General features: G+C 70.2%; 23 protein-coding genes. 16 read left to right on the top strand and 7 right to left on the bottom strand.

The features are described 5' to 3' along the window. The first annotated feature begins 24 nt into the window (after positions 1 to 24). Positions 25 to 816 (top strand): hypothetical protein, encoded by a 792-nt coding sequence (locus Q0581_RS03875; RefSeq protein ID WP_298697747.1) that lies wholly within the window; start codon positions 25 to 27, stop codon positions 814 to 816. Between the two features lie 75 nt (positions 817 to 891). Here the strand turns inward: Q0581_RS03875 and Q0581_RS03870 are convergent, their stop codons facing one another. Next, entirely contained in the window at positions 892 to 1242 is a 351-nt protein-coding gene (locus Q0581_RS03870) for a hypothetical protein (protein WP_298697745.1), read from the bottom strand. 286 nt (positions 1243 to 1528) lie between these two features. Between Q0581_RS03870 and Q0581_RS03865 the strand changes: the two genes are divergently transcribed. From Q0581_RS03865 to Q0581_RS03855, 3 genes are read left to right on the top strand one after another with little or no spacing between them, the layout of a single operon-like run. Continuing rightward, positions 1529 to 2401, top strand: a complete 873-nt coding sequence (locus Q0581_RS03865; protein ID WP_298697743.1) for a 50S ribosomal protein L11 methyltransferase — start codon at positions 1529 to 1531, stop codon at positions 2399 to 2401. Between the two features lie 55 nt (positions 2402 to 2456). Further along, positions 2457 to 2906 (top strand): hypothetical protein, encoded by a 450-nt coding sequence (locus tag Q0581_RS03860; RefSeq protein ID WP_298697741.1) that lies wholly within the window; start codon positions 2457 to 2459, stop codon positions 2904 to 2906. A gap of 48 nt (positions 2907 to 2954) precedes the next feature. After that, entirely contained in the window at positions 2955 to 4766 is a 1812-nt protein-coding gene (locus Q0581_RS03855; protein WP_298697740.1) for an aminopeptidase P family protein, read from the top strand. A gap of 4 nt (positions 4767 to 4770) precedes the next feature. On the opposite strand, the gene Q0581_RS03850 is transcribed toward Q0581_RS03855, so the two are convergent. Continuing rightward, positions 4771 to 5526 (bottom strand): pseudouridine synthase, encoded by a 756-nt coding sequence (locus Q0581_RS03850; protein WP_298697739.1) that lies wholly within the window; start codon positions 5524 to 5526, stop codon positions 4771 to 4773. After that, a complete protein-coding gene (locus Q0581_RS03845; RefSeq protein WP_298697737.1) occupies positions 5526 to 6149 on the bottom strand; it encodes a DUF938 domain-containing protein in 624 nt (207 codons plus the stop codon). Before Q0581_RS03845 ends, Q0581_RS03850 begins: the two co-directional genes overlap by 1 nt. 208 nt (positions 6150 to 6357) lie before the next feature. Here Q0581_RS03845 and Q0581_RS03840 point away from each other — a divergent pair, with 208 nt between their 5' ends. Together Q0581_RS03840 and Q0581_RS03835 are read left to right on the top strand one after the other, a co-directional pair. Further along, complete coding sequence (locus Q0581_RS03840; protein ID WP_366876593.1) at positions 6358 to 8205, top strand: phosphoenolpyruvate carboxykinase (GTP); 1848 nt, start codon at positions 6358 to 6360, stop codon at positions 8203 to 8205. A gap of 40 nt (positions 8206 to 8245) precedes the next feature. Then, complete coding sequence (locus Q0581_RS03835) at positions 8246 to 9268, top strand: FAD-dependent oxidoreductase (protein ID WP_298697733.1); 1023 nt, start codon at positions 8246 to 8248, stop codon at positions 9266 to 9268. Here the strand turns inward: Q0581_RS03835 and Q0581_RS03830 are convergent. Continuing rightward, on the bottom strand, positions 9249 to 9983 hold the full coding sequence (locus Q0581_RS03830) for a TonB family protein (RefSeq protein ID WP_298697731.1): 735 nt from the start codon (positions 9981 to 9983) through the stop codon (positions 9249 to 9251). The genes Q0581_RS03835 and Q0581_RS03830 overlap by 20 nt on opposite strands. A gap of 131 nt (positions 9984 to 10114) precedes the next feature. Here Q0581_RS03830 and Q0581_RS03825 point away from each other — a divergent pair, with 131 nt between their 5' ends. Together Q0581_RS03825 and Q0581_RS03820 are read left to right on the top strand one after the other, a co-directional pair. Next, on the top strand, positions 10115 to 10930 hold the full coding sequence (locus Q0581_RS03825; RefSeq protein WP_298697729.1) for a transglycosylase SLT domain-containing protein: 816 nt from the start codon (positions 10115 to 10117) through the stop codon (positions 10928 to 10930). A gap of 87 nt (positions 10931 to 11017) precedes the next feature. Next, entirely contained in the window at positions 11018 to 12160 is a 1143-nt protein-coding gene (locus tag Q0581_RS03820) for a DUF2336 domain-containing protein (protein WP_298697727.1), read from the top strand. Between the two features lie 24 nt (positions 12161 to 12184). On the opposite strand, the gene Q0581_RS03815 is transcribed toward Q0581_RS03820, so the two are convergent. The 3 genes from Q0581_RS03815 to Q0581_RS03805 form a co-directional block, all read right to left on the bottom strand. After that, complete coding sequence (locus tag Q0581_RS03815) at positions 12185 to 12658, bottom strand: Hpt domain-containing protein (protein WP_298697725.1); 474 nt, start codon at positions 12656 to 12658, stop codon at positions 12185 to 12187. A 90-nt stretch (positions 12659 to 12748) separates the two neighbouring features. After that, entirely contained in the window at positions 12749 to 13534 is a 786-nt protein-coding gene (locus Q0581_RS03810) for an NAD kinase (protein ID WP_298697859.1), read from the bottom strand. A 32-nt stretch (positions 13535 to 13566) separates the two neighbouring features. Further along, positions 13567 to 14691 carry a DUF2336 domain-containing protein gene (locus Q0581_RS03805; RefSeq protein ID WP_298697723.1) on the bottom strand — a complete coding sequence of 375 codons (1125 nt, stop codon included), beginning with the start codon at positions 14689 to 14691 and terminating at the stop codon, positions 13567 to 13569. 156 nt (positions 14692 to 14847) lie between these two features. Here Q0581_RS03805 and Q0581_RS03800 point away from each other — a divergent pair, with 156 nt between their 5' ends. The 8 genes from Q0581_RS03800 to mltG all read left to right on the top strand — a co-directional run bounded on the left by Q0581_RS03800 (position 14848) and on the right by mltG (position 24658). Further along, positions 14848 to 15612, top strand: coding sequence for a class II aldolase/adducin family protein (locus tag Q0581_RS03800; protein ID WP_298697721.1), 765 nt, complete (start codon positions 14848 to 14850; stop codon positions 15610 to 15612). Next, on the top strand, positions 15609 to 16379 hold the full coding sequence (locus tag Q0581_RS03795) for a hypothetical protein (protein WP_298697719.1): 771 nt from the start codon (positions 15609 to 15611) through the stop codon (positions 16377 to 16379). The genes Q0581_RS03800 and Q0581_RS03795 overlap by 4 nt, the downstream gene beginning before the upstream one ends. Before the next feature lie 126 nt (positions 16380 to 16505). After that, positions 16506 to 17666 carry an efflux RND transporter periplasmic adaptor subunit gene (locus tag Q0581_RS03790; protein WP_298697717.1) on the top strand — a complete coding sequence of 387 codons (1161 nt, stop codon included), beginning with the start codon at positions 16506 to 16508 and terminating at the stop codon, positions 17664 to 17666. Continuing rightward, on the top strand, positions 17666 to 20857 hold the full coding sequence (locus Q0581_RS03785) for an efflux RND transporter permease subunit (protein ID WP_298697857.1): 3192 nt from the start codon (positions 17666 to 17668) through the stop codon (positions 20855 to 20857). Before Q0581_RS03790 ends, Q0581_RS03785 begins: the two co-directional genes overlap by 1 nt. Before the next feature lie 80 nt (positions 20858 to 20937). Beyond that, on the top strand, positions 20938 to 21678 hold the full coding sequence (gene fabG / locus Q0581_RS03780; RefSeq protein WP_298697716.1) for a 3-oxoacyl-[acyl-carrier-protein] reductase: 741 nt from the start codon (positions 20938 to 20940) through the stop codon (positions 21676 to 21678). A gap of 148 nt (positions 21679 to 21826) precedes the next feature. Continuing rightward, positions 21827 to 22066, top strand: coding sequence for an acyl carrier protein (locus tag Q0581_RS03775; protein ID WP_292258620.1), 240 nt, complete (start codon positions 21827 to 21829; stop codon positions 22064 to 22066). A 115-nt stretch (positions 22067 to 22181) separates the two neighbouring features. After that, positions 22182 to 23465 carry a beta-ketoacyl-ACP synthase II gene (fabF, locus tag Q0581_RS03770; protein ID WP_298697713.1) on the top strand — a complete coding sequence of 428 codons (1284 nt, stop codon included), beginning with the start codon at positions 22182 to 22184 and terminating at the stop codon, positions 23463 to 23465. Continuing rightward, positions 23462 to 24658 carry an endolytic transglycosylase MltG gene (gene mltG, locus Q0581_RS03765; protein WP_298697710.1) on the top strand — a complete coding sequence of 399 codons (1197 nt, stop codon included), beginning with the start codon at positions 23462 to 23464 and terminating at the stop codon, positions 24656 to 24658. The genes fabF and mltG overlap by 4 nt, the downstream gene beginning before the upstream one ends. Positions 24659 to 24671: the final 13 nt, after the last annotated feature.

Here is a 24671-nt window from a genome sequence, read left to right as displayed (position 1 = left end):
CCTGCGCCGTTGCAGGAGGCCCTCATGAGAACCGCCGTATCCGCCGCCGTCGCCGGGGCGATCAGCCTGGCCCTGGGCGGCTGTGTCATCATCGCCAATGGGCCGGGGTCGCATGACGTCATCGTCAACGCCGCGCCTGAAACCGACCACGCCGCCCTGTACGCCGAAGCCGTGGCCGACCCGCGTCGTCCGGCCGACGAGGTGGCGCGTGACCCGCTGCGTTATCCGGCCGAGATGCTGGCCTTCATCGGCCTGCAGCCCGGCGACGTCATCGCCGACATCCGGCCGGAGGAAGGCTATTTCACCCGCCTGTTCGCGCCCGTGGTCGGGCCGACCGGCCGAGTTTTCGCCTTCGTGCCGAACCAGACGGCGGCGCGCGAGAATGTGCACGGCGACACCCTGGCCTCGACCTATCCGAACGTCAGCCGCATCACCGCCGCCCTGGAGGACATGCCGTTCGGCCGCCCGGTGGACGTGGTGTTCACGGCCCAGGAATACCACGACTTCGTCATTCCTCGCTTCGGCGTGGACGTGGCGCGGATGAATGCGGCGGTGTTCGCGGCGCTGAAGCCCGGCGGCCTGTATGTCATCCTGGATCACCAGGCCGCGCCGGGGGCGGGGCTGGAAGTGGTCGCAACCCTGCACCGGATCGAAGGCGCCGCCCTGCGTCGTCAGGTCGAGGCGGCGGGTTTCGTGTTCGAGGCCGAGACCAAGGTGGTGGCCAACCCCGACGACGACCACAGCCTGAACGTCTTTGACCCCGCCATTCGCGGCCGGACCGACCAGTTCGTCTATCGCTTCCGCAAGCCGGGCTGAGGCGGCGCGGACCCGGCATGAAAAAGGCCCCGGACGGATCGACCGTCCGGGGCCTTTGACATTCAGGCGTTCAGATCAGCGCTTGCCGAAGATGGCGTCGCCCAGCTTGGCCCAGAAACCCTTGGGCGCCGGCTTGGCGGCGGGCTTGGGCGCGGCGGCGGCGGGCGCCGGAGCCGGAGCGGGGGCCGCAGCGGCGACCGGCGCGGGCTTGGGCGCAGCGGCGGGCTTGGCGGCCGCCGGCTTCCTGGCGGCGGGTTTCGCCGCAGCCTTCGGAGCGGCAGCCTTGGGCGCGGTCGCCTTCGGGGCCGCGGCCTTGGCGGCCGGTTTCGCGGCGGTCTTGGGCGCAGCGGGCTTCTTGGCGGGTGCAGCCTTCGCGGCGGGCTTGGCCGCCGTCTTGGGCGCAGCAGCCTTGGCGGCCGGCTTCACAGCGGCTTTCGGAGCCGTCGCCTTCGGAGCCGCAGTCTTGGCGGCGGCCGGTTTCGTGGCGGGCTTGGCCGCGGCGGGCGCCTTGGCGGCGACGGGTTTCTTTGCGGCCGCAGGCTTGGCGGCGCTCGACTTCGCGGCCGGTTTAGGCTTGGAAGCGGACTTTGGTGCTGACGGTGATTTGGCCATGGACTCCCCGACCCCTCGGTTTGGACGAAGGCGCGCTGGACCGCATTGGACCGGGTCGCGCCGAATAGCTGCGATTCGGCATGATAACGGGCTTTAGGAAATGTCACAGACCGCAGTTCAGATAATCGCACATGGCGACCGAGAAGTCGCAGAGGCCGCCGCCGCGGCGCTGGACGCGGACCCCCTGCTGGAAGGCGCGACCTATTCCATCCTGGAGGAAGACGAGGACAGGGGCGTCTGGCGCATCGACGCCTTTCCGACCACGGACGAGGAGGCGGACGGGGTCGCCGCCGCCCTGCGTGCGCACGACGGCCTGACCGTGGTGGTCGAAAAGCTGGCCGACGCCGACTGGCTGGCCATGTCGCTGTCGGGCCTGCCGCCGGTCGAGGCGGGGCGGTTCTTCGTCTATGGCGCCCATGACCAGGGCAAGGTTCCGGCCGACCGGGTCAGCATCAAGATCGACGCCGGCGCCGCCTTCGGCACCGGCCATCACGGCACCACGGTCGGATGTCTGGAGGCGCTGGAGACGGTGCTGACCACGGCGGGCGCGCCGCGGAGGGTGCTGGACGTCGGGACCGGCACCGGGGTCCTGGGCATCGCCGCCAATCTGACCGGAACGCCGGTGGTCGTGGGGACGGACATCGACAGCCCCTCGGTTCGCATCGCGGGCGAGAACGCCGAGATCAACGGCGCCCAGGCGGTGTTCGTCGAGGACGGGGACCTGAGCCATCCGGCGGTGACCGGCCAGGCGCCCTATGACCTGGTGTTCGCCAACATCCTGGCGCGGCCTCTGATCGAACTGGCGCCGGCGATCACGGCGCGGATGACGCCGGACGGGCGCGCCATCCTGTCGGGCCTGCTGCGGACCCAGGAGGCCGAGGTTCTGGAGGCCTATGAGGCCCTGGGGTTCGCGGTCGAGCAGACCATCCATCACGATGCCTGGTCGGCCCTGCTGCTGCGCCGGGGCGGATAGGGAACCGGGGGCCAAGCGAGGCCGTTCTGCGGGGCGAACACCAGGAGGTCCGCCCGTGAGCCAGTATGATCCCGACCTGAACCCCTCGACCCCGCCGCCGGCCCAGCCGGTCTATACCGAGACGGTGGTGGTGCGGCCCGAGTCCAACACCGGCTGGTGGGTGGCGGGCGGCTTGGCAGTCGCCGTGCTGCTGGTGGTGATCTGGCTGCTGGCCTCCAACAACGGCGCGACCAGCCAGGCCGAGGTCGAAACCCGCCTGGCCGAGGCCCAGGCCGTCCAGGCTCAGGCCCAGGCCGACGCCGCCAGCGCCTCGGCCCAGGTCCAGGGTCAGATTGCGGGGGCCCAGGCGGGGGTGGCCATCGCCCGCGCCGACGCCGCCCGCGCTCAGGCCGAGGCTGCCCGCGCCGCCGCCGAGGCCCGCGCCGCCGAGGCCCGCAGCGAGCCGGCGCCCGGTGCGTCGACGGGCGCGGCTCCGGTCGTGACCTCGACCACGCCTCAGCCCTGATCATCGACGCCTTTCCCGGCGGCGCATGGCGGTGCTAGACCCGCCGCCATGCGCCAGACCTTTGACGAAGCCACCGACCCGTCCTTCGGCCGGAAACACCTGCCCCTGCTTCGCGCCCGCATGGCCGAGCAGGGGCTGGACGGCTTCCTCATCCCGCATGAGGACGAGCACCAGAACGAATACCTGCCCGAGGCCAACGAGCGGCTGGCCTGGATCAGCGGCTTCACCGGCTCGGCCGGCGCGGGGGCGGTGCTGACCGATCGAGCGGCCGTGTTCGCCGACGGCCGCTATACGGTGCAGGTGCGGGCCCAGGTCGATGCGGACCAGTTCGAAATCCTGGCGCTGGAAGACAACGGTCTGGCGCGCTGGCTGGAAGGCGCGCCCAAGGGATCGGTAATCGGCTATGACCCACGTTTGCACAGCCCGGACGCCCTGGCGGGGCTGAGGGCGGCGGCGGCCAGGGCGGGGGCTGAGCTGAAGCCCGTTCAGGTCAATCCGCTGGACCTGGCCTGGGGTGATGATCGCCCGGCGCAACCCATGGCCCCTGTGGTCCCCCACGAAGACCGCCATGCGGGCGAGAGTGCGGCGTCAAAGCGCGCCCGGATCGGCAAGGCCATCGCCGACAAGGGCGCGGATGCGGCCGTCCTGACGGCGCCATCCTCCATCGCCTGGCTGTTCAATGTGCGCGGCGGCGACGTGATCCGCTCGCCCCTGCCTCTGGCCCAGGCGGTGGTCCAGGCCGATGGTTCGGCCAGCCTGTTCGTCGATCCCAGGAAGGTGACCAATGAACTGCCCGGCTGGCTGGGCGACGCCGTCTCGGTTCAGTCGCCCGAGGCGCTGGACGGGGCTCTGGAGGGGCTGAAGGGCCGCCGGGTGCTGATCGATCCGTCGCTGTCCTCGGCCTGGTGGTTCGACCGGCTGGCGGCGGCGGGGGCGACCGTGGTGCGCGGGGCCGATCCCTGCACCCTGCCGCGCGCGGTCAAGAACGCGGTCGAGATCGAAGGCTCGCGCCAGGCCCACATCCGCGACGGGGCGGCGCTGACGCGCTTCCTGCACTGGGTCGATACGGTGGCGCAGCAGACCCTGCCGGACGAGCGCCAGGTGGCCGAGGCGCTGGAAGGCTTCCGCGAACAGACCGGCGCGCTGAAGGACCTGTCGTTCGACACCATCGCCGGGGCCGGGCCGAACGGCGCCCTGCCACACTACAAGCCCGTGACCCGAACGATCCGACGCATGGAGCGCGGCTCTCTGCTGTTGGTGGACGGCGGCGGCCAGTATCTGGATGGGACCACCGATGTGACGCGGACCATGGCCGTGGGCGACCCCAGCGCCGACCAGCGCCGCATGTTCACCCTGGTGCTGAAGGGGCATATCGCCATGGCGGTGGTGAGGTTCCCGGCCGGGACCAACGGCATGCAGCTGGACGCCCTGGCGCGTCTGCCGCTGTGGATGCAGGGGTTCGACTACGACCACGGCACCGGCCACGGCGTCGGCAGCTATCTGGGCGTGCACGAGGGGCCGCAGCGGATCGCCAAATGGGGGACGACCCAGGCGCTTCTGCCCGGCATGATCGTGTCGAACGAGCCGGGCTATTACCGCGAGAACCACTGGGGCATCCGCATCGAGACCCTGCAGGTGGTGACCGAGGCGCAACCCATCGCGGGCGGGGAACGGCCGATGCTGGGGTTCGAGCAGCTGACCCTGGCGCCGCTGGATCGCAAACTGATCGACGTGGACCTGCTGACGGCCGACGAACGCGCCTATGTCGACGCCTATCACGCGACGGTGCTGGCCCGGGTCGGGCCGTTGCTGGATGGCGATGTTCTGGACTGGCTGACGGCCCAGTGCGCGCCGCTTTAGGCCATCAGCCGATCAGCTTGGCCCGCTCGTCCGGCGTCAGCATGCGCCATTGCCCCTCTGGCAGGTCGCCCAGGCCCACCGGGCCGATGCGGATGCGCTTCAGGTCGGTGACCTCCAGCCCCACCAGTTCGCACATGCGGCGGATCTGACGGTTGCGGCCCTCGCGCAGGATGAAGCGCAGGCGGCGGGGTTTCAGCTGGGTCACCTCGGCGGGTCTCAGCATCCGCCCGTCCAGCGACAGGCCGCGACGCAACAGCGCCAGCTTGGCGTCGGTCACATCCCCCGCGACGCGGACCAGATACTCCTTGGGCAGGTCCGACTCCGGTCCGATCACCGCCTTGGCCACCACGCCGTCCGTCGAGAATAGCAGCAGGCCGCGCGAATCCTCGTCCAGCCGCCCGATGGGGGGCACGGAGGCGTCGGCGGCGATGTCCGCCGATCCGTCCTGGGCGTTCACGGCGGTGAGCAGGCGCACGGCGGGGATCTTGTCCGGCTCGGGCTGGCCCGAGACATAGCCGACGGGCTTGTGCAGCATCAGGGTGAAACCGGCGTCCAGGGCGCGGGTGGCGGCGTCGTTCAGCGTCAGGGTTTCGCCCGGCGCGATCTTGCGCCCCGCGTCGGTCACCGTCGCCCCGTCGATGCTGACCAGACCCTCGGCGATCAGGCCGTCCGCCTCGCGCCGCGAACAGACGCCCGACTGACCCAGCCATTTGTTGATGCGAACCGGCTCAGGCCCGTCATAGGTGCGGGTCCAGGCCATCAGACGCGCCGCAGCAGCAGGCTGAGGTTGTTCGCCGGCATGGCGACCCGCAGCGTCAGCGCCAGGCCGTGATCCTTGGCCAGGGCGGCCACATCGGCCACGTCGCGCAGGCCCCAGGCCGGGTCGCGGCGTTTCAGGTCGGCGTCGAAGGCCTCGTTCGACGGCGCCGTCTGGACCCCCGCCTCGCGATAGGGGCCATACAGAAACAGCAGGCCGCCGGGCGCCAGCGCGCGCTGGGCCAGCGCCATCAGACCCTCGGTCGCCGCCCAGGGGCTGATGTGGATCATGTTGATGCAGGTGATGGCCGCGAACGGGCCATCGGGCCAGGTGGCGGGGTCCAGACAGTCCACCTCCAGTGGAGGGTTCAGATTGGCCGGACCGGCCGCGCCCCGCCAGGCGGCGATGCTGGCGCGGGCCTGGGGGCTGGGGTCGCTGGGCGTCCAGTCCAGGCCGGGCAGGGCGGTGGAGAAGGCCACGGCGTGCTGGCCCGACCCGGCCGCGATCTCCAGCACCCGGCCGCGCGCCGGCAGATGGGCGCGCAGCACCGCCAGAATCGGCTCGGCGTTCCGCTGGGCCGCGGGCGAAGCCAGGGCGCCGTCGGGGGCGGCGGTCGGGGAATTCATCGTCTGCATCCGTTCCCGATACCCGGCCTGCGACAGGGCGAAAAGTGCGCATCGACGCGACCGGCGACTTCACACGGGGTTGAAACGTGCATCGGTTGACGCGGCGTCGACTTGGGTGTCTTTCCCCTGAAACATTGCGTGATGCGTCACGCGGAGGAAATCGGCCACGGCGGCGTCAGATCGCCGGGCCGGCACGTTCAGGAGCGTCATCGTGACCCAATCGATTCCCGGCCTTCATCCGGCCCCGACCGCCCACGCGCGCCTTGTCGCCTGGGTCGAGCAGATCGCGGCCCTGACCAAGCCCGCGCGCGTCCACTGGTGCGACGGTTCCGAGGCGGAAAAAGAGGCCATCGCCGCCGACCTGGTGGCCAAGGGCACGCTGAAGCCTCTGGACCCCGCCAAGCGCCCCGGCTGCTATTACGCCGCCTCCGATCCGCGCGACGTGGCGCGGGTCGAAAGCCGCACCTTCATCTGCCCCGCCGATCCGGCCGACGCCGGTCCGACCAATAACTGGGCCGAGCCGGTTCAGATGCGCGCGCGCCTGAACGGCCTGTTCGACGGCTGCATGGCCGGGCGGACGATGTATGTCGTGCCCTTCTGCATGGGACCGCTGGGATCGCCGATCAGCGCCCTGGGCGTCGAGATCACCGACAGCGGCTATGTCGCCGTGTCGATGGGCGTCATGACCCGCATGGGCAAGCCGGCGCTGGACCTGCTGGGCGCCGATGGCGACTTCGTGCCGGCGGTGCACACCCTGGGCGCGCCCCTGGCCGAGGGTCAGGCCGATGTGCCCTGGCCCTGCAACGACGACAAATGGATCGTCCATTTCCCCGAGACGCGGGAAATCTGGTCCTATGGCTCGGGCTATGGCGGCAACGCCCTGCTGGGCAAGAAATGCTACGCCCTGCGCATCGCCTCGGTCATGGCCCGCGACGAGGGCTGGCTGGCCGAGCATATGCTGATCCTGAAGCTGACCAGCCCCGAGGGCCGGTCCAAATACGTCGCCGCCGCCTTCCCCAGCGCCTGCGGCAAGACCAATCTGGCCATGCTGCAGCCGGCGCTGGACGGCTGGAAGGCCGAGACCATCGGCGACGACATCGCCTGGATGCGCTTCGGCGACGACGGCCGCCTGTATGCCGTGAACCCCGAAGCCGGCTTCTTCGGCGTGGCGCCGGGCACCAGCCGCAACACCAACCAGAACGCCCTGGCCACCCTGACGCGCAACACCATCTTCACCAACACGGCCCTGACGCATGACGGCGACGTCTGGTGGGAGGGCCTGTCCAAGCCGGCGCCCGAGGGCCTGACCAACTGGAAGGGCCAGCCGCACGATCCGGCGTCGGGCGAACCCGCCGCCCATCCGAACGCCCGTTTCGCGGCCCCGGCGCATCAGTGCCCGACCATCGCGCCGGAATGGGAAGACCCCAAGGGCGTGCCGATCGACGCCATCCTGTTCGGCGGCCGCCGGGCCAGCGCGGTGCCGCTGGTGACCGAGGCCTTCGACTGGGAGCACGGCGTCTTCCTGGGCTCGACCGTGGCGTCCGAGGGCACGGCGGCGGCCGAGAACAAGGTCGGCGAACTGCGCCGCGACCCGTTCGCCATGCTGCCGTTCTGCGGCTACAACATGGGCGACTATTTCGGCCACTGGCTGAAGATGGCCGAGGGGCGCGACGCCTCGAAACTGCCGCGCATGTTCTTCGTCAACTGGTTCCGCAAGGACCAGGACGGCGGTTTCATCTGGCCCGGCTTCGGCGACAACATCCGCGTGCTGAAGTGGGTGACCGAGCGTCTGGATGGCGTCGCCGAGGCCGTGGACACGCCGGTGGGCCGTCTGCCGACGCGCGCGGCGCTGGACCTGTCGGGCCTGGACCTGACCGAGGCGCAGCTGGACACCCTGCTCAGCGTCGACGCCGAGGTCTGGACCGAAGAGGCCTCGCTGATCCCCGAGTTCTTCGCCCAGTTCGAGGACCGACTGCCCCAGGCCCTGTGGCGCCAGCACGAGGCGCTGACCCAGCGTCTGGACGCGGCGCGCGCGGCGGCCCTGGCGGCCGAATAGGGGCTTGATCGAACGCCGCGTCCGGCCGATTGGACCGGGCGTGGCGTCTTCTTCCCTGAACATCCTGATCGTGGGCGCGGGCGTGCTGGGCCTCAGCACGGCGGCGACCTTGCGCGCGCGGGGCCATGCGGTCGCCGTGGTCGATCCGGGCGGGCTGAACGCCTCGGCCGTCGCGGGGGGGATGATCGCCCCGGCCATGGAATGCGCCCTGGACAATCCGGGGCTTCAGCGCGCCCGCCTGCTGCGCACCGCTCTGGACCTGTGGCCCGCCTTCGCCGCGCAGACGGGGGTGGAGCTGACGCCCGCCCAGGCGGAATGGCGCGGAGAGAATTGGCCGTCGCTGGCGGCGTGTCTGACGGCCCATGGCTTCGTGGCGGAGCAAGTGGCCGGCGGGGTGCGGGCGCCCGACGACCTGCGCCTGTCGCCGCCCCAGGCCCTGGCCCGAATGGCGCGGGGCGTCGAGATGATCCGGGGCGCGGTCACGGCCGTGACCCGCACCGACGACGGCTGGCGGATCACCCTGGACGACGGCGCGACGCGGGATGCGCAGGGACTGATCCTGGCGACCGGGGCCGAGACTCAGATTTCCGGCCTGCCGGACGACGCTCAGGCGATTCTGGACCGGGTGTCGCCGGTGCGCGGCCAGATCGGCCTGGTGCGTCAGCCCCTGTGCGACCGCACGATCCGGGGACCGGGCGGCTATGTCACCCCGGTGGATGACGGCGTGCTGATCGGCGCGACCATGGAGGCGGGGCGCCGCGATCTGGCGCCCGAGGCGGCGACGTCCCAACGCCTGCTGCGTATGGCCGAGACCCTGCTGGGCCGCGCCATCGATCCGGCGGATGTGGAATGGCGCGTGGGCCTGCGCGGAAACTCGCCGGACGATCAGCCGATGGCGGGCCGGGCGGCGCCGGGTCTGGCGGTGGCCCTGGCGCCGCGCCGCAACGGCTGGCTGATCGGGCCGCTGATCGGCGCGGTGGTGGCCGACGCCGTCGAAGGCCGCGCACCCCGAGCCGAGGCGGCGGCCTTCGATCCTCTGCGGTTCAGCCCTCCGGCAGGGTGAAGCGCACACCGACATCCACATAGGCCCCATCGACGGCGCGACCGTCCACGGCGCCGGGGTTCATGCGGAAATAGCGGCTCAGGCTCATGGCCGACCGGCCGAAGCCGTATCCGCCCGGCGTCTCGGCGGTGACCGCGCAGCCCGTCAGCGTCCCGTCCAACCGCACGGCGCATCGCAGGGTGGCCGAGCCGCCGACCTCGTTCCGCAGCGCCCGGTCGGGATAGGCGTTCAGCAACTGATCGCCCGTCGGCTTGCGCAGCCAGCTGGGGTTGGTGATGACGGTGGTGCGGGCGACCGGCGGTTCAGGCGTCACGGCCACGCCGGTCGCATCGCTGGGAACCGCATGGCTCAGGTTGATGGCGGGGCCCGTCACCGGCGCCGGATTGTCGATGGGCGGCACGTTCAGGGTGTCGGTCGGCGCGGTGGGCGGGGCCGTGCGGTGGACCGGCGGGGTCGGCGCCGCCGGGGCCGGGTCGCTGGCCACGGGCGGGGGCGGCTTGGGCCGGAACATGTCGACCTCGATGGTCGGGCCGGGGTCGGTGGGCGCGGGCGTCGCGATCTCGAACCGCTGTTGATACAGGGCCACGCCGATGGCGGCATGCACCAGAAGCGAGGCCCCCACGGCGCCCCAGGCCCAGCGGGGCAGCGGCTTCTTGCGTTCGCCAAAATCCAGGGGGCTGACCAGAGCCGGTCCGCCCGCAGTCTTCATCATCATGGCCGTCACTCCCATTCGGAAGCCCCCGCAGCCAAGGCGAATGGTGGCGCTTACCTTGCGGCAAGTTTGTGGCGTGCCGGGTCGTTAACGATTCAGGTTTCGTTAACCATGTTCGCCCAGCGTCCGGCCCAATGACCGTAGGCGCGATTCCATCTACGACAGGGGTAGAGGCCGCCATCCGGCGCGCTTCCGACACGACCGGCGTGGACTTCGACTTCCTGGTCCGCACCGCGCGGCGCGAAAGCGCGATGAACCCTCAGGCGAAGGCGCGCACCTCTTCGGCGGCGGGCCTGTTCCAGTTCATCGAACAGACCTGGCTGGCCACCGTGAAGAAGGCCGGGGCGCGCCATGGCTATGGCCAGTACGCCGATCTGATCCATCGGGGCGCCGACGGGCGCTGGCGGGTCGAGGGTTCGGCGCGAAACGTGGTGCTGGACCTGCGCTTCGATGCGCGCGCGGCCTCGGCCATGGCGGCCGAGCTGACGGCGTCCAACGCCGCCTATCTGCGCGGGCGCACCGGGCGCGAACCGGGCGCCGGCGACCTGTATGCCGCGCATTTCCTGGGACCGGCGGGCGCCGCCGAGCTGATGGAGGCCATGAGCACCCGGCCCGGCGCCAGCGCGGCGTCGCTGTTTCCCGAGGCGGCGGGGGCCAACCGCTCGATCTTCTATCGCGACGGCCGCCCGGCCACGGTGGCCGAGGTGCACGCCAATCTGAACCGCACCGCCGGCCAGGGCGCCCCGGCGTCCAGCGCCGGCCAAGCCGGAGAGGTCGAGGGCCTGCTCAGCGACCGCGACCGCGCCCTGGCCGCGCGGCTGGACCGGTTGCGTCAGGACCAGAGCCTGCTGGCCCTGCTGCTGGGTCAGCCGGGCGAGGGCGGAACCGGCGCGGGGGGCGGCTTCGGCGGCGCCTTCGCCCCGCCGCCGATCCGCGACACTTCGGTCTGACGCCCACAGGCGCGTGGTGAACGGCCCGTTAATCATGGCGGGCTGATGCTAAGGTCTGCATCGAACCGATTCCGCCATGAGCCGCCCATGACCGCCTATCGCGCGCGACTGACCGACGCCGACATCCATCGCCTGATCAAGGCGACGGACGACGACGACCGCGCGGCGGCGGCGCACAAGCTGTGCCGCAACATGGACCGCGCCGAACTGACCGAGGCCGACCGCGCCGCCGCCCAGAAAATCCTGCGCGTCCTGGCCGAGGACGCGGCCGAGCTGGTGCGACGGGCCATGGCGGTGACGCTGAAGGCGTCTGACCTGATCCCGCGCGATGTGGCGCGACGCCTCGCGGCCGACGTCGACAGCGTGGCCCTGCCGATCATCGGGGCTTGCCCGGCCTTTACCGATGAGGATCTGATCGAGATCGTGCGCGCCGGTTCGGCCGTGCGCCAGACCGCCGTGGCCGCCCGCCCGCGCGTCAGCCGCGACGTGGCCGACACGGTCGCCGAGGTCGGCTGCGAGGCCGCGGTCCGCACCCTGGCGGCCAATGACAACGCCGACATGTCCGAGCGGGCGCTGGATCGCGCGGTGGACCGTTTCGGCCAGTCGGGCGAGGTGGTCGCCGCCATCGCCTATCGCCAGGTTCTGCCGCTGGGCGTGACCGAACGGCTGGTGGCCCTGGCGTCCGATGCGGTGCGCGAGCATCTGGTCACCCGCCACGCCGTGGCGCCGGAAACGGCGATCCGTCTGGCCCAGTTCGCACGCGAGCGGGCGACGGTGGACCTGATCGACGAAGCGGCGTCCAGCCCCGACATGGCCCAGTTCGTGGCCCAGTTGAACGCCCGCAAGGCGCTGACGGCGTCGCTGCTGCTGCGCGCCCTGGCGCGGGGGCAGATGGCGATGCTGGAGCATGGCCTGGCCGAACTGGCCGGCGCGCCGCACCAGCGCGCCTGGCTGATGGTGCATGACGCCGGGCCGCTGGGCCTGAAGGCGCTGTATGATCGGGCGGGCCTGCCGCCGCGCCTGTTCCAGGCCTTCCGCGCCGGCGTGGATGTGTGGCGCCAGCTTCAGGCCGAAGGCGCGGACACCTCGGGCGAGGCGTTCCGCATCCAGATGCTGGAGCGGTTCATGACCCAGCGCCCGAATGCGCCGCGTGATGATCTGGCCTATCTGATGGAACGGCTGGACCAGGCCCCGCAAGAAACCGCGCCCCGGGCCGCCAACGCGGCCTGAGGGTTCAGAAGCCGTCGCCTGGGGTCAGCCCAGGTGTTCGGCGACCTTGGCTTCCAGGGTCTCGGCCAGGATGCGGCCGGTGGGGTGGTCGTCGGTCTGGATGCCGTCGCGCACCACCGCGCGGATGGCGTCGATATGGGCGTCCAGGATCATCATCGGCGCGCCCATGCGCTTGGCCGGATCGTCCAGCATCTTGCACAGCGAACCGGCCATGCGGGTCACCAGCGGATACTGATAGGTGGCGCCCAGGCCCTTCAGGTCGTGGGCGCGGAAATACAGGGCCTCGGCCGTTTCGGGCGTGAAGCCCTTGGCGCGGATGTCGGCCTGGGCCGCGTCCAACTTGTCGATCTCGTCCTGAAGCCACTGGCCGAACTGGCCGGACATGGCTTTAAGCGCTTCTTCGGCGCGTGCGATGGCGCTGGCGTCGATGCCGAAACCGCCGCCGACCTTGGCTTTCAGCGCGTTGGGGGGACGGATGACCTGGGCGGGATTGCTCACGGGCGGGCTCCACTCTTGAGCGTCCAGCCTGCATGAGGCGTGTTAAAATCCGGTTTCGCCCCGGTTCCGCCCCCGATTTCGCGCCCAGTGTCAGGCCGCGAACTGTTCGGCCAGCACGCGCTCCTCGAACGACCGGCCGGCGTCGAACAGCATGGTCAGGGCCAGGTCGCGCCGTTCGTGCACCTCGACCCGGGCGACGTGGCGGACCTCATAGCTGTCGGCCGTGGCGCTGACGGGCCGCTTGTCGCCCTCCATCACCTCGAACCGCACCCTTGCGGTGTGTGACAGCAGGGCGCCGCGCCAGCGCCGGGGCCGAAACGCGCTGATCGGCGTCAGGGCCAGGATCTTGGCGTCCAGCGGGATGATCGGACCGTGGGCCGACAGGTTGTAGGCGGTCGATCCGGCCGGCGTGGCCACCAAGCAGCCGTCGCAGGACAGTTCCTCCATCCGCACGCGATCATCGACGGTGATGCGCAGCTTGGCGCTCTGGCGCGTCTGGCGCAGCAGCGAGACCTCGTTGATCGCCAGGGCGGAATGATGCTCGTTCGCCTGGGTCACGGCGTCCATCTGCAGCGGATGGATGCGCGTGGGATCGGCCGCGGCGATGCGGGCGGGCAGATCGTCCTCGTTATAGTCGTTCATCAGGAAACCGACCGAGCCGCGATTCATGCCGAACACCGGCGCACCCCGGCCCAGCACGGCGTGCAGGGTCTCCAGCATGAACCCGTCGCCGCCCAGGGCCACGATCACCTCGGCCTCCTCGAAGGCGGCCGAGCCATAGCGTTCAGCCAGGCGCGCGCGCGCCGCCTGGGCCTCGGGCCGGTCGCTGGCGACAAAGGCCAGGCGGGAAGGGGGGGCTGCTGTTGGCGCGTTCACAGTGTTGAACGGACCCGAGACTGCGTCGCGCGTCAACCGCCCGCGCGTTGCTCGTAGCGGCGGAACAGGCGCGCGGCGTCCGCGGCCGACACGGCGTGGGGCGTCCACGGGCCGTGCGCCGTCTCGCCCGTCCAGCCGCCGGTCATCTTGCGCAGCGAATCGAGCATGGAGACGAAGACCATCCGGTCGATGCCCACGGCCACACAGGCCAGATAAAGCGGCTGGGGCGTGTCGGCGGTCATGGCCATCCGCACCTGATCGAGCGGGAAATCGCCCAAGGCCGCCAGGGCGTGTTCGAACAGGCTGCGGCGGTCCTCGCGCACGGCGCGCACGACGAAACCGGCGCGCAGCTGGCCCGCGGCCTTCAGCTTGTCGACCAGTCGGCGCTCCATCTCGGACTGGATGGGATCGACCGGCTTGGGCGAGGTCTGGGCGCCCCAGGTGGCCGTTCGGCTGGCCACGGCGGAATCGACCGCCTGGGCCAGGGCCGTCTCGTCGATGCGGAAACGCTCTCCGATCGACTGACGCAGGGCCTGGCCGACCCACTGGTAAAGCTGGCCCGCCAGCTGTTCGTTCAGGCGCGGATGGCGCACCAGCGGCGCCCGCAGGCCCGCGACCCGGCGCGAGTGATCCACCAGCCGGCGCAGGCTCTCGTCGCTGATCTCGGCGGTGCGGTTGCCGGCCAGGGCGGTCAGGGCGGCGGGTTCGGCCTGGTCGATCACGGCGTCGGCGACGCGGCCGGACAGATGCGGCCGGCGCGCCACCTCGATGTGATGCTCCAGCGTCGCCTCCACCAGGATGCGCAGCAGGTCTTCGTCCTTCAGCAGCGGGCTGGCGGCGATGATGGGACGGGCGATCTCGATGTCGTCAAGCGCCAGCATGTGGATCAGGGCCGGCGGCGCCCATTCGGCGGTGGCCAGCCGGTCGGCCAGGACGGCGCGGATCTCGCGCTCGGCCTGCTGGGCCAGGGCCATGAAGATCTCCGACAGGATCGGCGACAGCTCGACCCCCGGCGGATTGGCGTCGCACAGGGCCGCGACGGCCAGCAACAGCCGCTGGCGATCATCGGTGGAGCGGCTGCGCGCCAGGGCGATCAGGCGAGAAAACTCGCTGTGCGAACCTTCGGAAGAGGCGGCCAATGCAACGGCGGCGTTCACCGGGCGATCTCCTACGGGCGTCGCGGTGCGCGAGCCGGAGCTTCAGTAGAACCCCCAGGTCATGAAAACGCGGTTAACGAACGCTGAACAGGCGCCGCCTTGACGCCGCGCGCGCGAGGGCGGACGTTCAGGTGAACAAAGATAAGGGAGGCCGACATGGCGGATGGCGCAACGACGTCGCTGAAATCCAGGGTGTCCGAGGCCGAATGGCAGGTGCGGGTCGAACTGGCGGCGCTGTACCGGCTGGTGGCCCTGCACGGGTGGGACGACATGATCTTCACCCACATCTCGGCCCGCGCTCCGGGGCCTGAGCATCATTTCCTGATCAACCCCTACGGCTGGTATTTCGAGGAGATGACGGCGTCCTGTCTGGTGAAGGTCGATCTGGACGGAAACATCGTTCAGGAGACGACCAGCTTCATCAATCCGGCGGGCTTCACCATCCATTCGGCCGTCCATGCGGCGCGCGAGGATGCGAAATACGTCATCCATCTGCACACGGTGAACGGCGTCGGCGTCGCGGCCCAGCAGCATGGCCTTCTGCCCATCAGCCAGAACGCCTGTCTGTTGCAGCATCAGGTCGCCTATCACGGCTATGAGGGGCTGGCGCTGAACCATGACGAGCGCGAACGCCTGGTCGCGGACATGGGCGACAAGTCCCTGATGCTGCTACGCAATCACGGCACCTTGGCGGTCGGGGAAACGGCGGCCCAGGCCTGGATCGGCATCTTCTTCCTGGAACGGGCCTGCGCCCAGCAGGTGGCGGCCCTGTCGGGCGGACGCGAACATGTGCTGATCGCCCCGGATGCGGCCCAGGCCGAGACCAAGGAACAGGGGCGGGGGATCGGCTTCATTTCTTCCCTGGCCTGGCCTGGCGCCCTCAGGACGCTGGACCGCAAATCGCCGGGCTACGACGCTTGAGACTGGCCGCCGCCGCCCTTCTGCTGGCGGCGGCGCCGACCGCCGCCCAGGCCAGCGCCTGGACCCAGGACAAGGGTCGCGGTCAGGTCATCGTCAAATGGGAGGACATGCGCGCCACGCGCGGTTTCGGCCCTGACGGCGCGCTGATCGACCTGCCGGCGACCCGCGCCGACCAGACGCTGGGCGTCTTCGCCCAGTACGGCGTCACCGATCGCCTGACGGTCCAGTTCAAGGGCGACTGGCAGGACGGGCGCGACTATTTCGTCGATTATCAGGGCCGGGGGCCGCTGGAGCTGGGCGTCTGGTGGTCCGCCTATCGCGACGACAAGACCGCGATCAGCCTCTATGCCGGCCATGCCGATCCGGGCGACGGCCGCAACGCCGGATACGCCGCCCCGGGCCAGGGCGGCGGCGACTGGGAGGTGCGCGGCGCCATCGGCCGCAATCTGAAGGGGCAGGGCGGTCGCTGGGCGCCCGACAGCAGCTTTGTCGAACTTCAGGCCGGGCGACGCATGCGGGCCGGCCTGCCCGACGAAACCCGCGTGGACCTGACGCTGGGCGGCCATTTCGGCCCGGACTGGATGGTGCTGGCCCAGGCCTATGGCGGCGTGACCGACGGGGATGGCGCGCGCTGGCTGTCGGTCGAGACCTCGGTGGTGCGGCGGCTGGGCGACTGGCATGTCCAGGCGGGATGGCGCGACGCGGTCGCCGGGCGCGAGTTCGCCGACAGCCGGGGCTGGGTCGTGGCGGTCTGGCGACGGTTCTAGAAAAACACCAGAAGGCGCGACGGATTGCGGAATCCGCCGCGTTGCACAGACTTTAGTTGCGTCGAGACGCGGACCCGCTAAGTCGGGCGCGTCGTCGTCCCAGAGACCAGCCGGAGCGTTCCAAGCGTGATCAAGCGCCACTTCTTCTTCGTCGGGGCGGCGGTGCTGCTGGGCCTGATGGTGCTGGCGGCCGTGCTGCGCATTGCGCTGGCCGATGACGAAAAGGGCGGCGGACAGGGCGGCCCCGGCGGTCGGGGCGGACCCGGCGGCGGGCGCGGCCAGGCCGTGGCGGCCGTGACGGTCCAGCCGCGCGAATTCTCGGACACCATTCAGGTGCTGGGCGTGGCGCGCGGGCGCCGCTCGGTCAACATCACCTCGTCCACCACCGAACTGATCACGCGCGTCCTGTTCGCCGACGGCCAGCGCGTCGCGGCGGGCACGCCCCTGGTCGAGCTTCAGGCCAATGAGGAAGACGCCGGCGTCATCGAGGCCCGCGCCCGCCTGGCCCAGGCCCAGCGCGAATACGACCGCTATTCCGAACTGGCCGAACGCGGCATCGCCCCGCGCGTGACCGCCGAAACGGCCGAGACGGCGCTGGAATCGGCGCGCGCCAGCCTGACCGCCGCCCAGGCGCGGCGCGGCGACCGCATCATCCGTGCGCCCTTCGCCGGTGTCATGGGCCTGACCACCGTCACGCCCGGCACCCTGATCAACCCCGGCGCGGTCATCTCGACCCTGGACGACACCAGCGTGGTGCGCGTCGATTTCCCGGTGCCCGAACGGTATCTGGGCCAGCTGCGGGCCGGCACGCCGATCGTGGCGACGTCCGACGCCTATCCGGGGCAAAGCTTCTCGGGGCGCATCGCCCTGATCGACACGCGGGTGAACGAACAGACGCGGGCCGCCACGGCGCGGGCCGAGTTCGCCAATCCGGGCGGCCAGATTCGCCCCGGCATGCTGATGCGGGTCTCGGTGCGGCAGGGCGCCCGCACCAGCGCGGCCGCGCCCGAGGCGGCGGTCCAGTATGAAGGCCAGCGCGCCTATGTCTTCCGCATCGCGCGTGGCGAGCGCGGCATGAACGCCCAGCGCATCGAGATCGAGGCCGGGGCGGTCGAAAACGGCTTCGTCGAAATCCTGTCGGGCGTCGAGACGGGCGAGCGCCTGGTCGGCACGGGCCTGAACCGGATCCAGCCCAACGCCCCGGTCACCATCGCGGGTGAAAACCAGGGCCAGAGCCAGGGTCGAGGCGGGCAGGGCGCGGGCGCCCCGCGGAAGGCCGCGCCATGATGCTGTCCGACCTTTCGGTCCGGCGGCCGGTATTCGCCGCCGTGGGCGCCATCGTGCTGTGCGTCGTCGGCGCGGCGGCCTTCTTCTTCCTGCCGGTGCGCGAACTGCCTGACGTCGATCCCCCGGTGGTTTCGGTCAGCACCAGCTACGCCGGGGCTTCGGCCGAGGTGATCGAGAGCCGGATCACCGAGCCGATCGAACAGCAGATCGCCGGCATCCAGGGCGTTCAGCGCATCAATTCGACCAGCCGCGACGGCCGCTCGAACGTCAATATCGAGTTCAACCTGGATCGCGACATCGACGACGCGGCCAACGATGTGCGCGACCGCATCAGCCGCGTCGCCGCGCGCCTGCCCGACCAGGCCGATCCGCCCCAGGTGTCCAAGGCGGATTCCGACAGCCAGCCGATCATCATCCTGTTCCTGCGTTCGACCAGCATGAACCGGCTGCAACTGACCGACTACGCCGACCGCTATCTGATCGACCGTCTGTCGACCGTGAACGGTGTGGCCCAGGTGCAGATCTATGGCGAGCAGCGCTACGCCATGCGCATCTGGCTTGACCCGGCCGCCATGGCGGCGCGCGGTCTGACGGTCCAGGACGTCGAAAGCTCGCTGACCAGCCAGAACGTCGAACTGCCGGCCGGGTCGCTGGAATCCACCGACAAGGACTACACCGTCCGCGTGGCGCGCAACTATGCGACGCCCGCCGACTTCGCCAACCTGCCCATCGGCACGCGCGGTTCGGCGTCCCAGGTCAGCGGCTCGGGCGCGGCGGCTCTGATCGCCGGGGCGCCGACCTATGTGACGCGGCTGGGCGACATCGCCCGCGTCGAAGAAGCGCCGACCGACCATCGCCGCCTGTTCCGGGGCAATGGTCTGGACCAGATCGGCCTGGCCGTGACCCGTCAGGCCCAGTCGAACGATCTGGCCATTTCCGACGGCGTCAAAAAGCTGCTGGCCGAACTGCAGCCGACCCTGCCCGAAGGCACCGAACTGGTCGTCGGCTCGGACAATTCGGTCTTCACCAAACACGCCATCGACGAGGTGTGGATCACCATCGGCATCGCCATGGCCCTGGTGGCCCTGGTCAATTTCATCTTCCTGGGCAGCCTGCGGGCGGCGCTGATTCCGTCTGTCGTGGCGCCGATCTGCCTGCTTGCGACCTTCATCGTGCTGGCGCCGCTGGGCTTTTCGCTGAACCTTCTGACGCTGCTGGCGCTGGTGCTGGCCATCGGCCTGGTGGTGGACGACGCCATCGTGGTGACCGAGAACATCCAGCGCCGCCTGGACCATGGCGAGCCGCCGTTGGTCGCCGCAGAGCGCGGCGCGCGTCAGGTCTTCTTCGCGGTCGTCGCCACCACCGTCGTGCTGCTGGCGGTGTTCGCCCCGCTGCTGTTCCTGCCGGGCTATGTCGGGCGCCTGTTCGTGGAACTCGCGGCGGCCATCGCGGCGGCTGTGGGATTCTCGGCCTTCCTGGCGCTCAGCCTGTCGCCGATGCTGGCGTCCAAGATCCTGAAACCGGCGCAAGGCTCGGGCTGGCTGGCGCGCCGGGTCGATGCGGTGATGGACTCGGTCAAGAATTCGTACCGCAACTCGCTGGAGGCCCTGATGGGCCAGCGGCTGGCTGTCGTCGGCGTGTCGGGTCTGATCCTTCTGGTGGCGGCGGGCGCGGCGGGGGTGTTCATGGTGCTGCCCGACGAACTGGTGCCGCCCGAAGATCGCGGCCGCGTCATGGTTCGTGTCCAGGGGCCGGAAGGCGCCGGCTTCGACTACACCCGCAAGATCATGATGGGGCTGGAACCCATTCTGGCCGAATACAAGGACGGCGGCGAGGTGGAGTCCTATCTGGTGTCCGCCCCCGGCTTCGGCGGCGGCAGCTTCAACTCGGGCAACGCCACCCTGACGCTGAAGGACTGGTCCGAACGCAGCCGCTCGGCCGACGAGATCGCCCAGGAGCTGAACGGCAAGCTGCGCGGCACCCAGACCGACGCTCAGGTGAACGCCAGCGTCCCCGGCGCCTTCCAGCGCGGCGGCGGCAACTCCAACTCCATCGAAATGGTCGTGACCGGCCCCGACTATGAACAGCTGTATCAGTGGCTGCAGCCCGTTCTGGCCTCGGCCCAGGAAAACCCCGGCTTCTCGCGCCCGCGCCTGAATTATGAGCCGAACGCCCCGCGCCTGCTGGTCGATGTCGATCCGCAGAAGGCGGCGGCCCTGGGCGTCTCGGTCCAGCAGGTCGGTCGCACGCTGGAGACCATGTTCGGCTCGCGCCGGGCCACCACCTATATCCGGGGCGGTCAGGAATATGACGTCATCCTGCAGACCAACCGCGACGTGCGCCGCAACGTCAGCGATCTGGAGGCCCTTTATGTCGCCACCGGCTCGGGCCAGCTGGCGCCCCTGTCGGCGGTGGTGACCACCAAGACGTCCGGCGATACGCCCGACCGGCGCCGCCTGGATCGCCAGCGCGCCATCACCCTGTCGGCCGATCTGAACCCCGGCACCACCATAGCGGACGCCATGACCTTCCTGACCGACGAGGTGGCTCAGCAGCCGCAGGGCCTGGCCACCATCCGCTGGGGCGGTGCGGCCCGCGATCAGCAGGAGGCGGGCGGCGCGGTGGCGGCGGCCTTCGGCCTGGCGCTGCTGCTGGTCTTCCTGGCGCTGGCGGCCCAGTTCGAAAGCTGGATCACCCCGGCGGTCATCATGCTGACCGTGCCCCTGGCGGCGGCGGGCGGCCTGTTCGGTCTGCTGATGGCGGGGTCCAGCCTGAACATCTATTCGCAGATCGGCCTGATCATCCTGATCGGGGTGGCGGCCAAGAACGGCATCCTGATCGTCGAGTTCGCCAACCAGCTGCGCGACCAGGGCCGGACGGTGCGCGAGGCGATCATCGAATCGTCCACCCTGCGCCTGCGCCCCATCATCATGACCTCGATCGCCACCGCCTTCGGCGCCCTGCCGCTGGTGCTGTGGCAGGGGGCGGGCGCCGGCAGCCGCCAGACCATCGGCGTGGTCATCTTCGCCGGGGCCATCTTCGCCACCATGCTGACCCTGTTCGTGGTGCCGGTGATCTATGGCGTCTTGGCGCGCTTCACCCGCTCGCCGGAATACACCGCCCGCAAGATCGAGGAGTGGGAGGCCCAGGAGATCGCCGCCAACGACCCCCGGCCCGCCGCCGCCGAGTGATCCCGCCCTCGCGCGGCTCTGTTCGACCCCGGTCTGTGCGGGTAAGAACCGGGGCGTACTGAGAATCTGCGGAGATCACCATGTTCGACCTCACCGGCAAGACGGCCCTGGTCACCGGCGCGACGGGCGGCATCGGCGGCGCCATCGCCCGCGCCTTGCACGCCCAGGGGGCGACCGTGATTCTGTCCGGCACGCGCGAGGCGGTGCTGAACGACCTGGCCGGCCAGCTGGGGTCGCGCGCCTTTGCGGCGGCGGCGAACCTGTCCGACGCCGAATCGGTGGACGGCCTGGTCGGGCGGGCGGAAGAGGCGGCGGGCGCGCCGCTGGACATCCTGGTGGCCAACGCGGGCATCACCAAGGACGGCCTGCTGATGCGGATGAAGGACGAAGACTTCCAGTCGGTCGTGCAGATCAACCTGGAATCCTATTTCCGTCTGACCCGCGCCGCCGTGAAGGGCATGATGAAGCGCCGGGCCGGCCGCATCATCGGCGTGACCTCGGTGGTGGGGGTGACCGGCAATCCGGGCCAGACCAACTATTCCGCCTCCAAGGCCGGGATGATCGGCTTTTCCAAGTCGCTGGCCCAGGAAGTCGGCAGCCGCGGCATCACCGTGAACTGCATCGCGCCGGGCTTTATCGCCAGCCCCATGACCGATGTGCTGAACGATCAGCAGCGCGAGGCCATCCTGGGCAAGATACCCGCCGGTCGGCTGGGGACGGGCGACGAGATCGCGGCGGCGGCGGTGTATCTGTCGTCGGACGAAGCGGCCTATGTCACCGGCCAGACGCTGCATGTGAACGGCGGCATGGCGATGATCTAACCCCTTCCCCAGCGGAATGACTGTGCTAAAGGCGGTCGCAACCGCCTGCGTCCAGACCCGTTATGGTCTTGCACAAGCGGCGCCGTCGCCGTACGGCAAGGATTGAGACAACAGCCGCCCCCGGGCGGCGCTAGAAGGCAGACAGAACATGTCCGACACCCTGGAACGCGTCCGCAAGATCGTCATCGACCACCTGGACGCCGATCCGGACAAGGTCACCGAAAAGGCCAGCTTCATCGACGACCTGGGCGCCGATTCGCTCGACAACGTCGAACTGGTCATGGCCTTCGAGGAAGAATTCGACATCGAGATCCCGGATGACGCCGCCGAGCACATCCAGACGGTCGGCGACGCCGTGAAATTCATCAACGAGAAGTCGGGCGGCTGATTTCAGCCCCGCCTTTTCGACAAGGCTTCTGATGGCCGCCGTGGCGCGCCCCTAGCGGGCGGGTCCGGCGGCCATTAGTGTTTCTGCACCACGGATTCTGCGAAGGAGCGACCGCATGCGCCGCGTCGTCGTCACCGGCATCGGCCTTCTGACCCCCCTGGGCTGGGGCGTCGAAACCACCTGGAAGGGCATCGTCGAGGGGCGGTCGGGCATCAAACCGATCACCAATTTCGACACCGAAGGCTATGGCTGCACCATCGCCGGGGAAATCCCCAGCGTGGACGGTCGCGGCGGCGGTACGCCCGACACGCCCGGCGTCTTCGACCCTGAAAAGGTCATGTCCGCCAAGGACCGCAAGCGGGTCGACGACTTCATCATCTATGGCATCGCGGCGGCGGACGAGGCCCTGGCCGACGCCGGCTGGAAGCCCGAAACCGACGAACAGCGCGAACGTACCGGCGTCATGATCGGCTCGGGCATCGGCGGGCTGGGGCCTATCGCCGACACCGCCATCGTGCTGAAGGAACAGGGGCCGCGCCGGGTCAGCCCCTTCTTCATTCCCATGTCGCTGATCAATCTGGTCTCGGGCCAGGTGTCGATCCGGCACGGGCTGAAGGGGCCTAATCATTCCGTGGTCACCGCCTGCGCCACCGGCGCCCACGCCATTGGCGACGCGGCCCGGATGATCGCCCTGGACGACGCCGACGTCATGGTGGCGGGCGGGGCCGAAGGCTCGATCGTGCCGATCGGCATCGCCGGCTTCCTGGCCTGCAAGGCCCTGTGCACCGCCTATAACGACACGCCCGAAAAGGCCTCTCGCCCCTATGACCGGGGCCACGCCGGCTTCGTCATGGGCGAGGGCGCCGGCATTCTGGTGCTGGAGGAATACGAACACGCCAAGGCGCGTGGGGCCAAGATCTATGCCGAGGTCGTGGGCTATGGCCTGACCGGCGACGCCTATCACATCACCGCGCCGTCCGAGGACGGCGAGGGCGGCCGACGGGCCATGGAGATGGCGCTGAAACGCGCGGGAATGACGCCTGCGGACCTGGATTACGTCAACGCCCACGGCACCTCGACCATGGCCGACTGGATCGAGCTGAAGGCCATCGAGGGCCTGGCCGGGGACCATGCGAAAAACCTGGCCGTGTCGTCTACCAAGTCGATGACCGGGCATCTGCTGGGCGCCGCCGGGGCCATTGAGGCGGCCTTCTGCGTCCTGGCCATCCGCGACCAGATGGCGCCGCCGACCATCAATCTCGACGACCCGGAGCATGAGACGCCGATCGATCTGGTGCCGCACAAGGGCAAGTCGATGAAGATCGATGTGGCCATGTCCAATTCGTTTGGTTTTGGCGGCACCAACGCCTCGGTGATCTTCAAGAAGGTCGCCGGGTGAGCCGCGTCGACCGCAAGCCCCGGTCGGGCCTGATGGTGGCGCTGCTGACGGCGTCGGCGACGGTCAGCCTGTTCCTGATCGCGGCCCTGGCCATCGGCTGGAGCGTCTATTTCGGCCCCGGCCCGGCCGCGCGCGAAGGCGAGGCCACGGTCGTCAGCCTGCCCAGCGGCGCCGGGGTTTCGGCCATCGCCGCCAATCTGAAGGCGGCCGGGGTGATCCGTTCGACCGACATGTTCCGGGCCGCCGCCACCTTCACCGGCGCGGACCGCCGCCTGAGGGCCGGGGAGTATGAGGTGCCGTCGCGCGCCTCGCTGAAGACGGTGCTGGGCCTGCTGGTCGACGGGCGGGTGGTGCGCCATTTCGTGACCCTGCCCGAAGGCTGGTCCTCGGCCCAGGCGGTCGACATCCTGATGAAGAACGAGATGCTGACCGGCGAGTCGCCGCCCGTGCCGGCCGAAGGCTCGCTGTGGCCCTCGACCTATGAGATCACGCGCGGCGAAAGCCGGGCCTCGGTGATCCGGCGCATGCAGGCCCTGGCCGAGCAGAAGATGGACCAGCTGTGGCCCCAGCGCGGCCCGCGCAGCGTGGTGCGCACCCCGGAAGAGGCGCTGATCCTGGCCTCCATCGTCGAGAAGGAGACCGGCGTGGCCGCCGAACGCCCGCGCGTGGCGGCGGTGTTCACCAACCGTATCCGCACCGGCATGCGGCTGGAGAGCGATCCGACCATCGTCTATGGCATCACCCAGGGACGGCCGCTGGGCCGGGGCATCCGCCTGTCGGAACTGCGGCGCGAGACGGCCTGGAACACCTATCTGATCGACGGCCTGCCGCCGACTCCCATCGCCAATCCGGGCGAGGAGGCGATCAAGGCGGTGCTGAATCCGCCCGAGACGACCGACCTGTTCTTCGTCGCCGACGGCACGGGCGGGCACGTCTTCGCCCGCACCTATGACGAGCATCTGCAGAATGTGGCCCGCTGGCGCGAGATCGAACGCCGCAAGGCCGGTCTGCCGCCCGCCGCGCCCGCGCCGGCCACGCCCGAAACGGCGTCCGAGACGCCGGCTCCGCAAGGCCAGGCCGTCATCACCATGCAGGCGCCCGGCGCGGTCACCCCGTCGCGGCCCCTGCGCCCCGCCACCCCGGCGAACGACGACATCGCCGCCGCCGCCGGGTCCGGGGCGCGCGGCGGGTGAGCGCGATCTCGGG

It is taken from the genome of uncultured Brevundimonas sp. (genome assembly GCF_937863155.1).
Taxonomy (GTDB): domain Bacteria; phylum Pseudomonadota; class Alphaproteobacteria; order Caulobacterales; family Caulobacteraceae; genus Brevundimonas.
Note: the sequence above shows the minus strand (reverse complement) of the source record. Positions and strands in the feature narration are given on the sequence as shown.

What these genes read in the sequence shown, in the direction of transcription:
- Q0581_RS03820 (WP_298697727.1), top strand. Translation starts at nt 11,018, where the DNA reads ATGACCGCCTATCGCGCGCGACTGACCGACGCCGACATCCATCGCCTG.
- fabF (WP_298697713.1), top strand. Translation starts at nt 22,182, where the DNA reads ATGCGCCGCGTCGTCGTCACCGGCATCGGCCTTCTGACCCCCCTGGGC.
- Q0581_RS03800 (WP_298697721.1), top strand. Translation starts at nt 14,848, where the DNA reads ATGGCGGATGGCGCAACGACGTCGCTGAAATCCAGGGTGTCCGAGGCC.
- Q0581_RS03785 (WP_298697857.1), top strand. Translation starts at nt 17,666, where the DNA reads ATGCTGTCCGACCTTTCGGTCCGGCGGCCGGTATTCGCCGCCGTGGGC.
- fabG (WP_298697716.1), top strand. Translation starts at nt 20,938, where the DNA reads ATGTTCGACCTCACCGGCAAGACGGCCCTGGTCACCGGCGCGACGGGC.
- Q0581_RS03775 (WP_292258620.1), top strand. Translation starts at nt 21,827, where the DNA reads ATGTCCGACACCCTGGAACGCGTCCGCAAGATCGTCATCGACCACCTG.
- Q0581_RS03830 (WP_298697731.1), bottom strand. Translation starts at nt 9,983, where the DNA reads ATGATGATGAAGACTGCGGGCGGACCGGCTCTGGTCAGCCCCCTGGAT.
- Q0581_RS03875 (WP_298697747.1), top strand. Translation starts at nt 25, where the DNA reads ATGAGAACCGCCGTATCCGCCGCCGTCGCCGGGGCGATCAGCCTGGCC.
- Q0581_RS03845 (WP_298697737.1), bottom strand. Translation starts at nt 6,149, where the DNA reads ATGAATTCCCCGACCGCCGCCCCCGACGGCGCCCTGGCTTCGCCCGCG.
- Q0581_RS03855 (WP_298697740.1), top strand. Translation starts at nt 2,955, where the DNA reads ATGCGCCAGACCTTTGACGAAGCCACCGACCCGTCCTTCGGCCGGAAA.
- Q0581_RS03865 (WP_298697743.1), top strand. Translation starts at nt 1,529, where the DNA reads ATGTCACAGACCGCAGTTCAGATAATCGCACATGGCGACCGAGAAGTC.
- Q0581_RS03825 (WP_298697729.1), top strand. Translation starts at nt 10,115, where the DNA reads ATGACCGTAGGCGCGATTCCATCTACGACAGGGGTAGAGGCCGCCATC.
- Q0581_RS03850 (WP_298697739.1), bottom strand. Translation starts at nt 5,526, where the DNA reads ATGGCCTGGACCCGCACCTATGACGGGCCTGAGCCGGTTCGCATCAAC.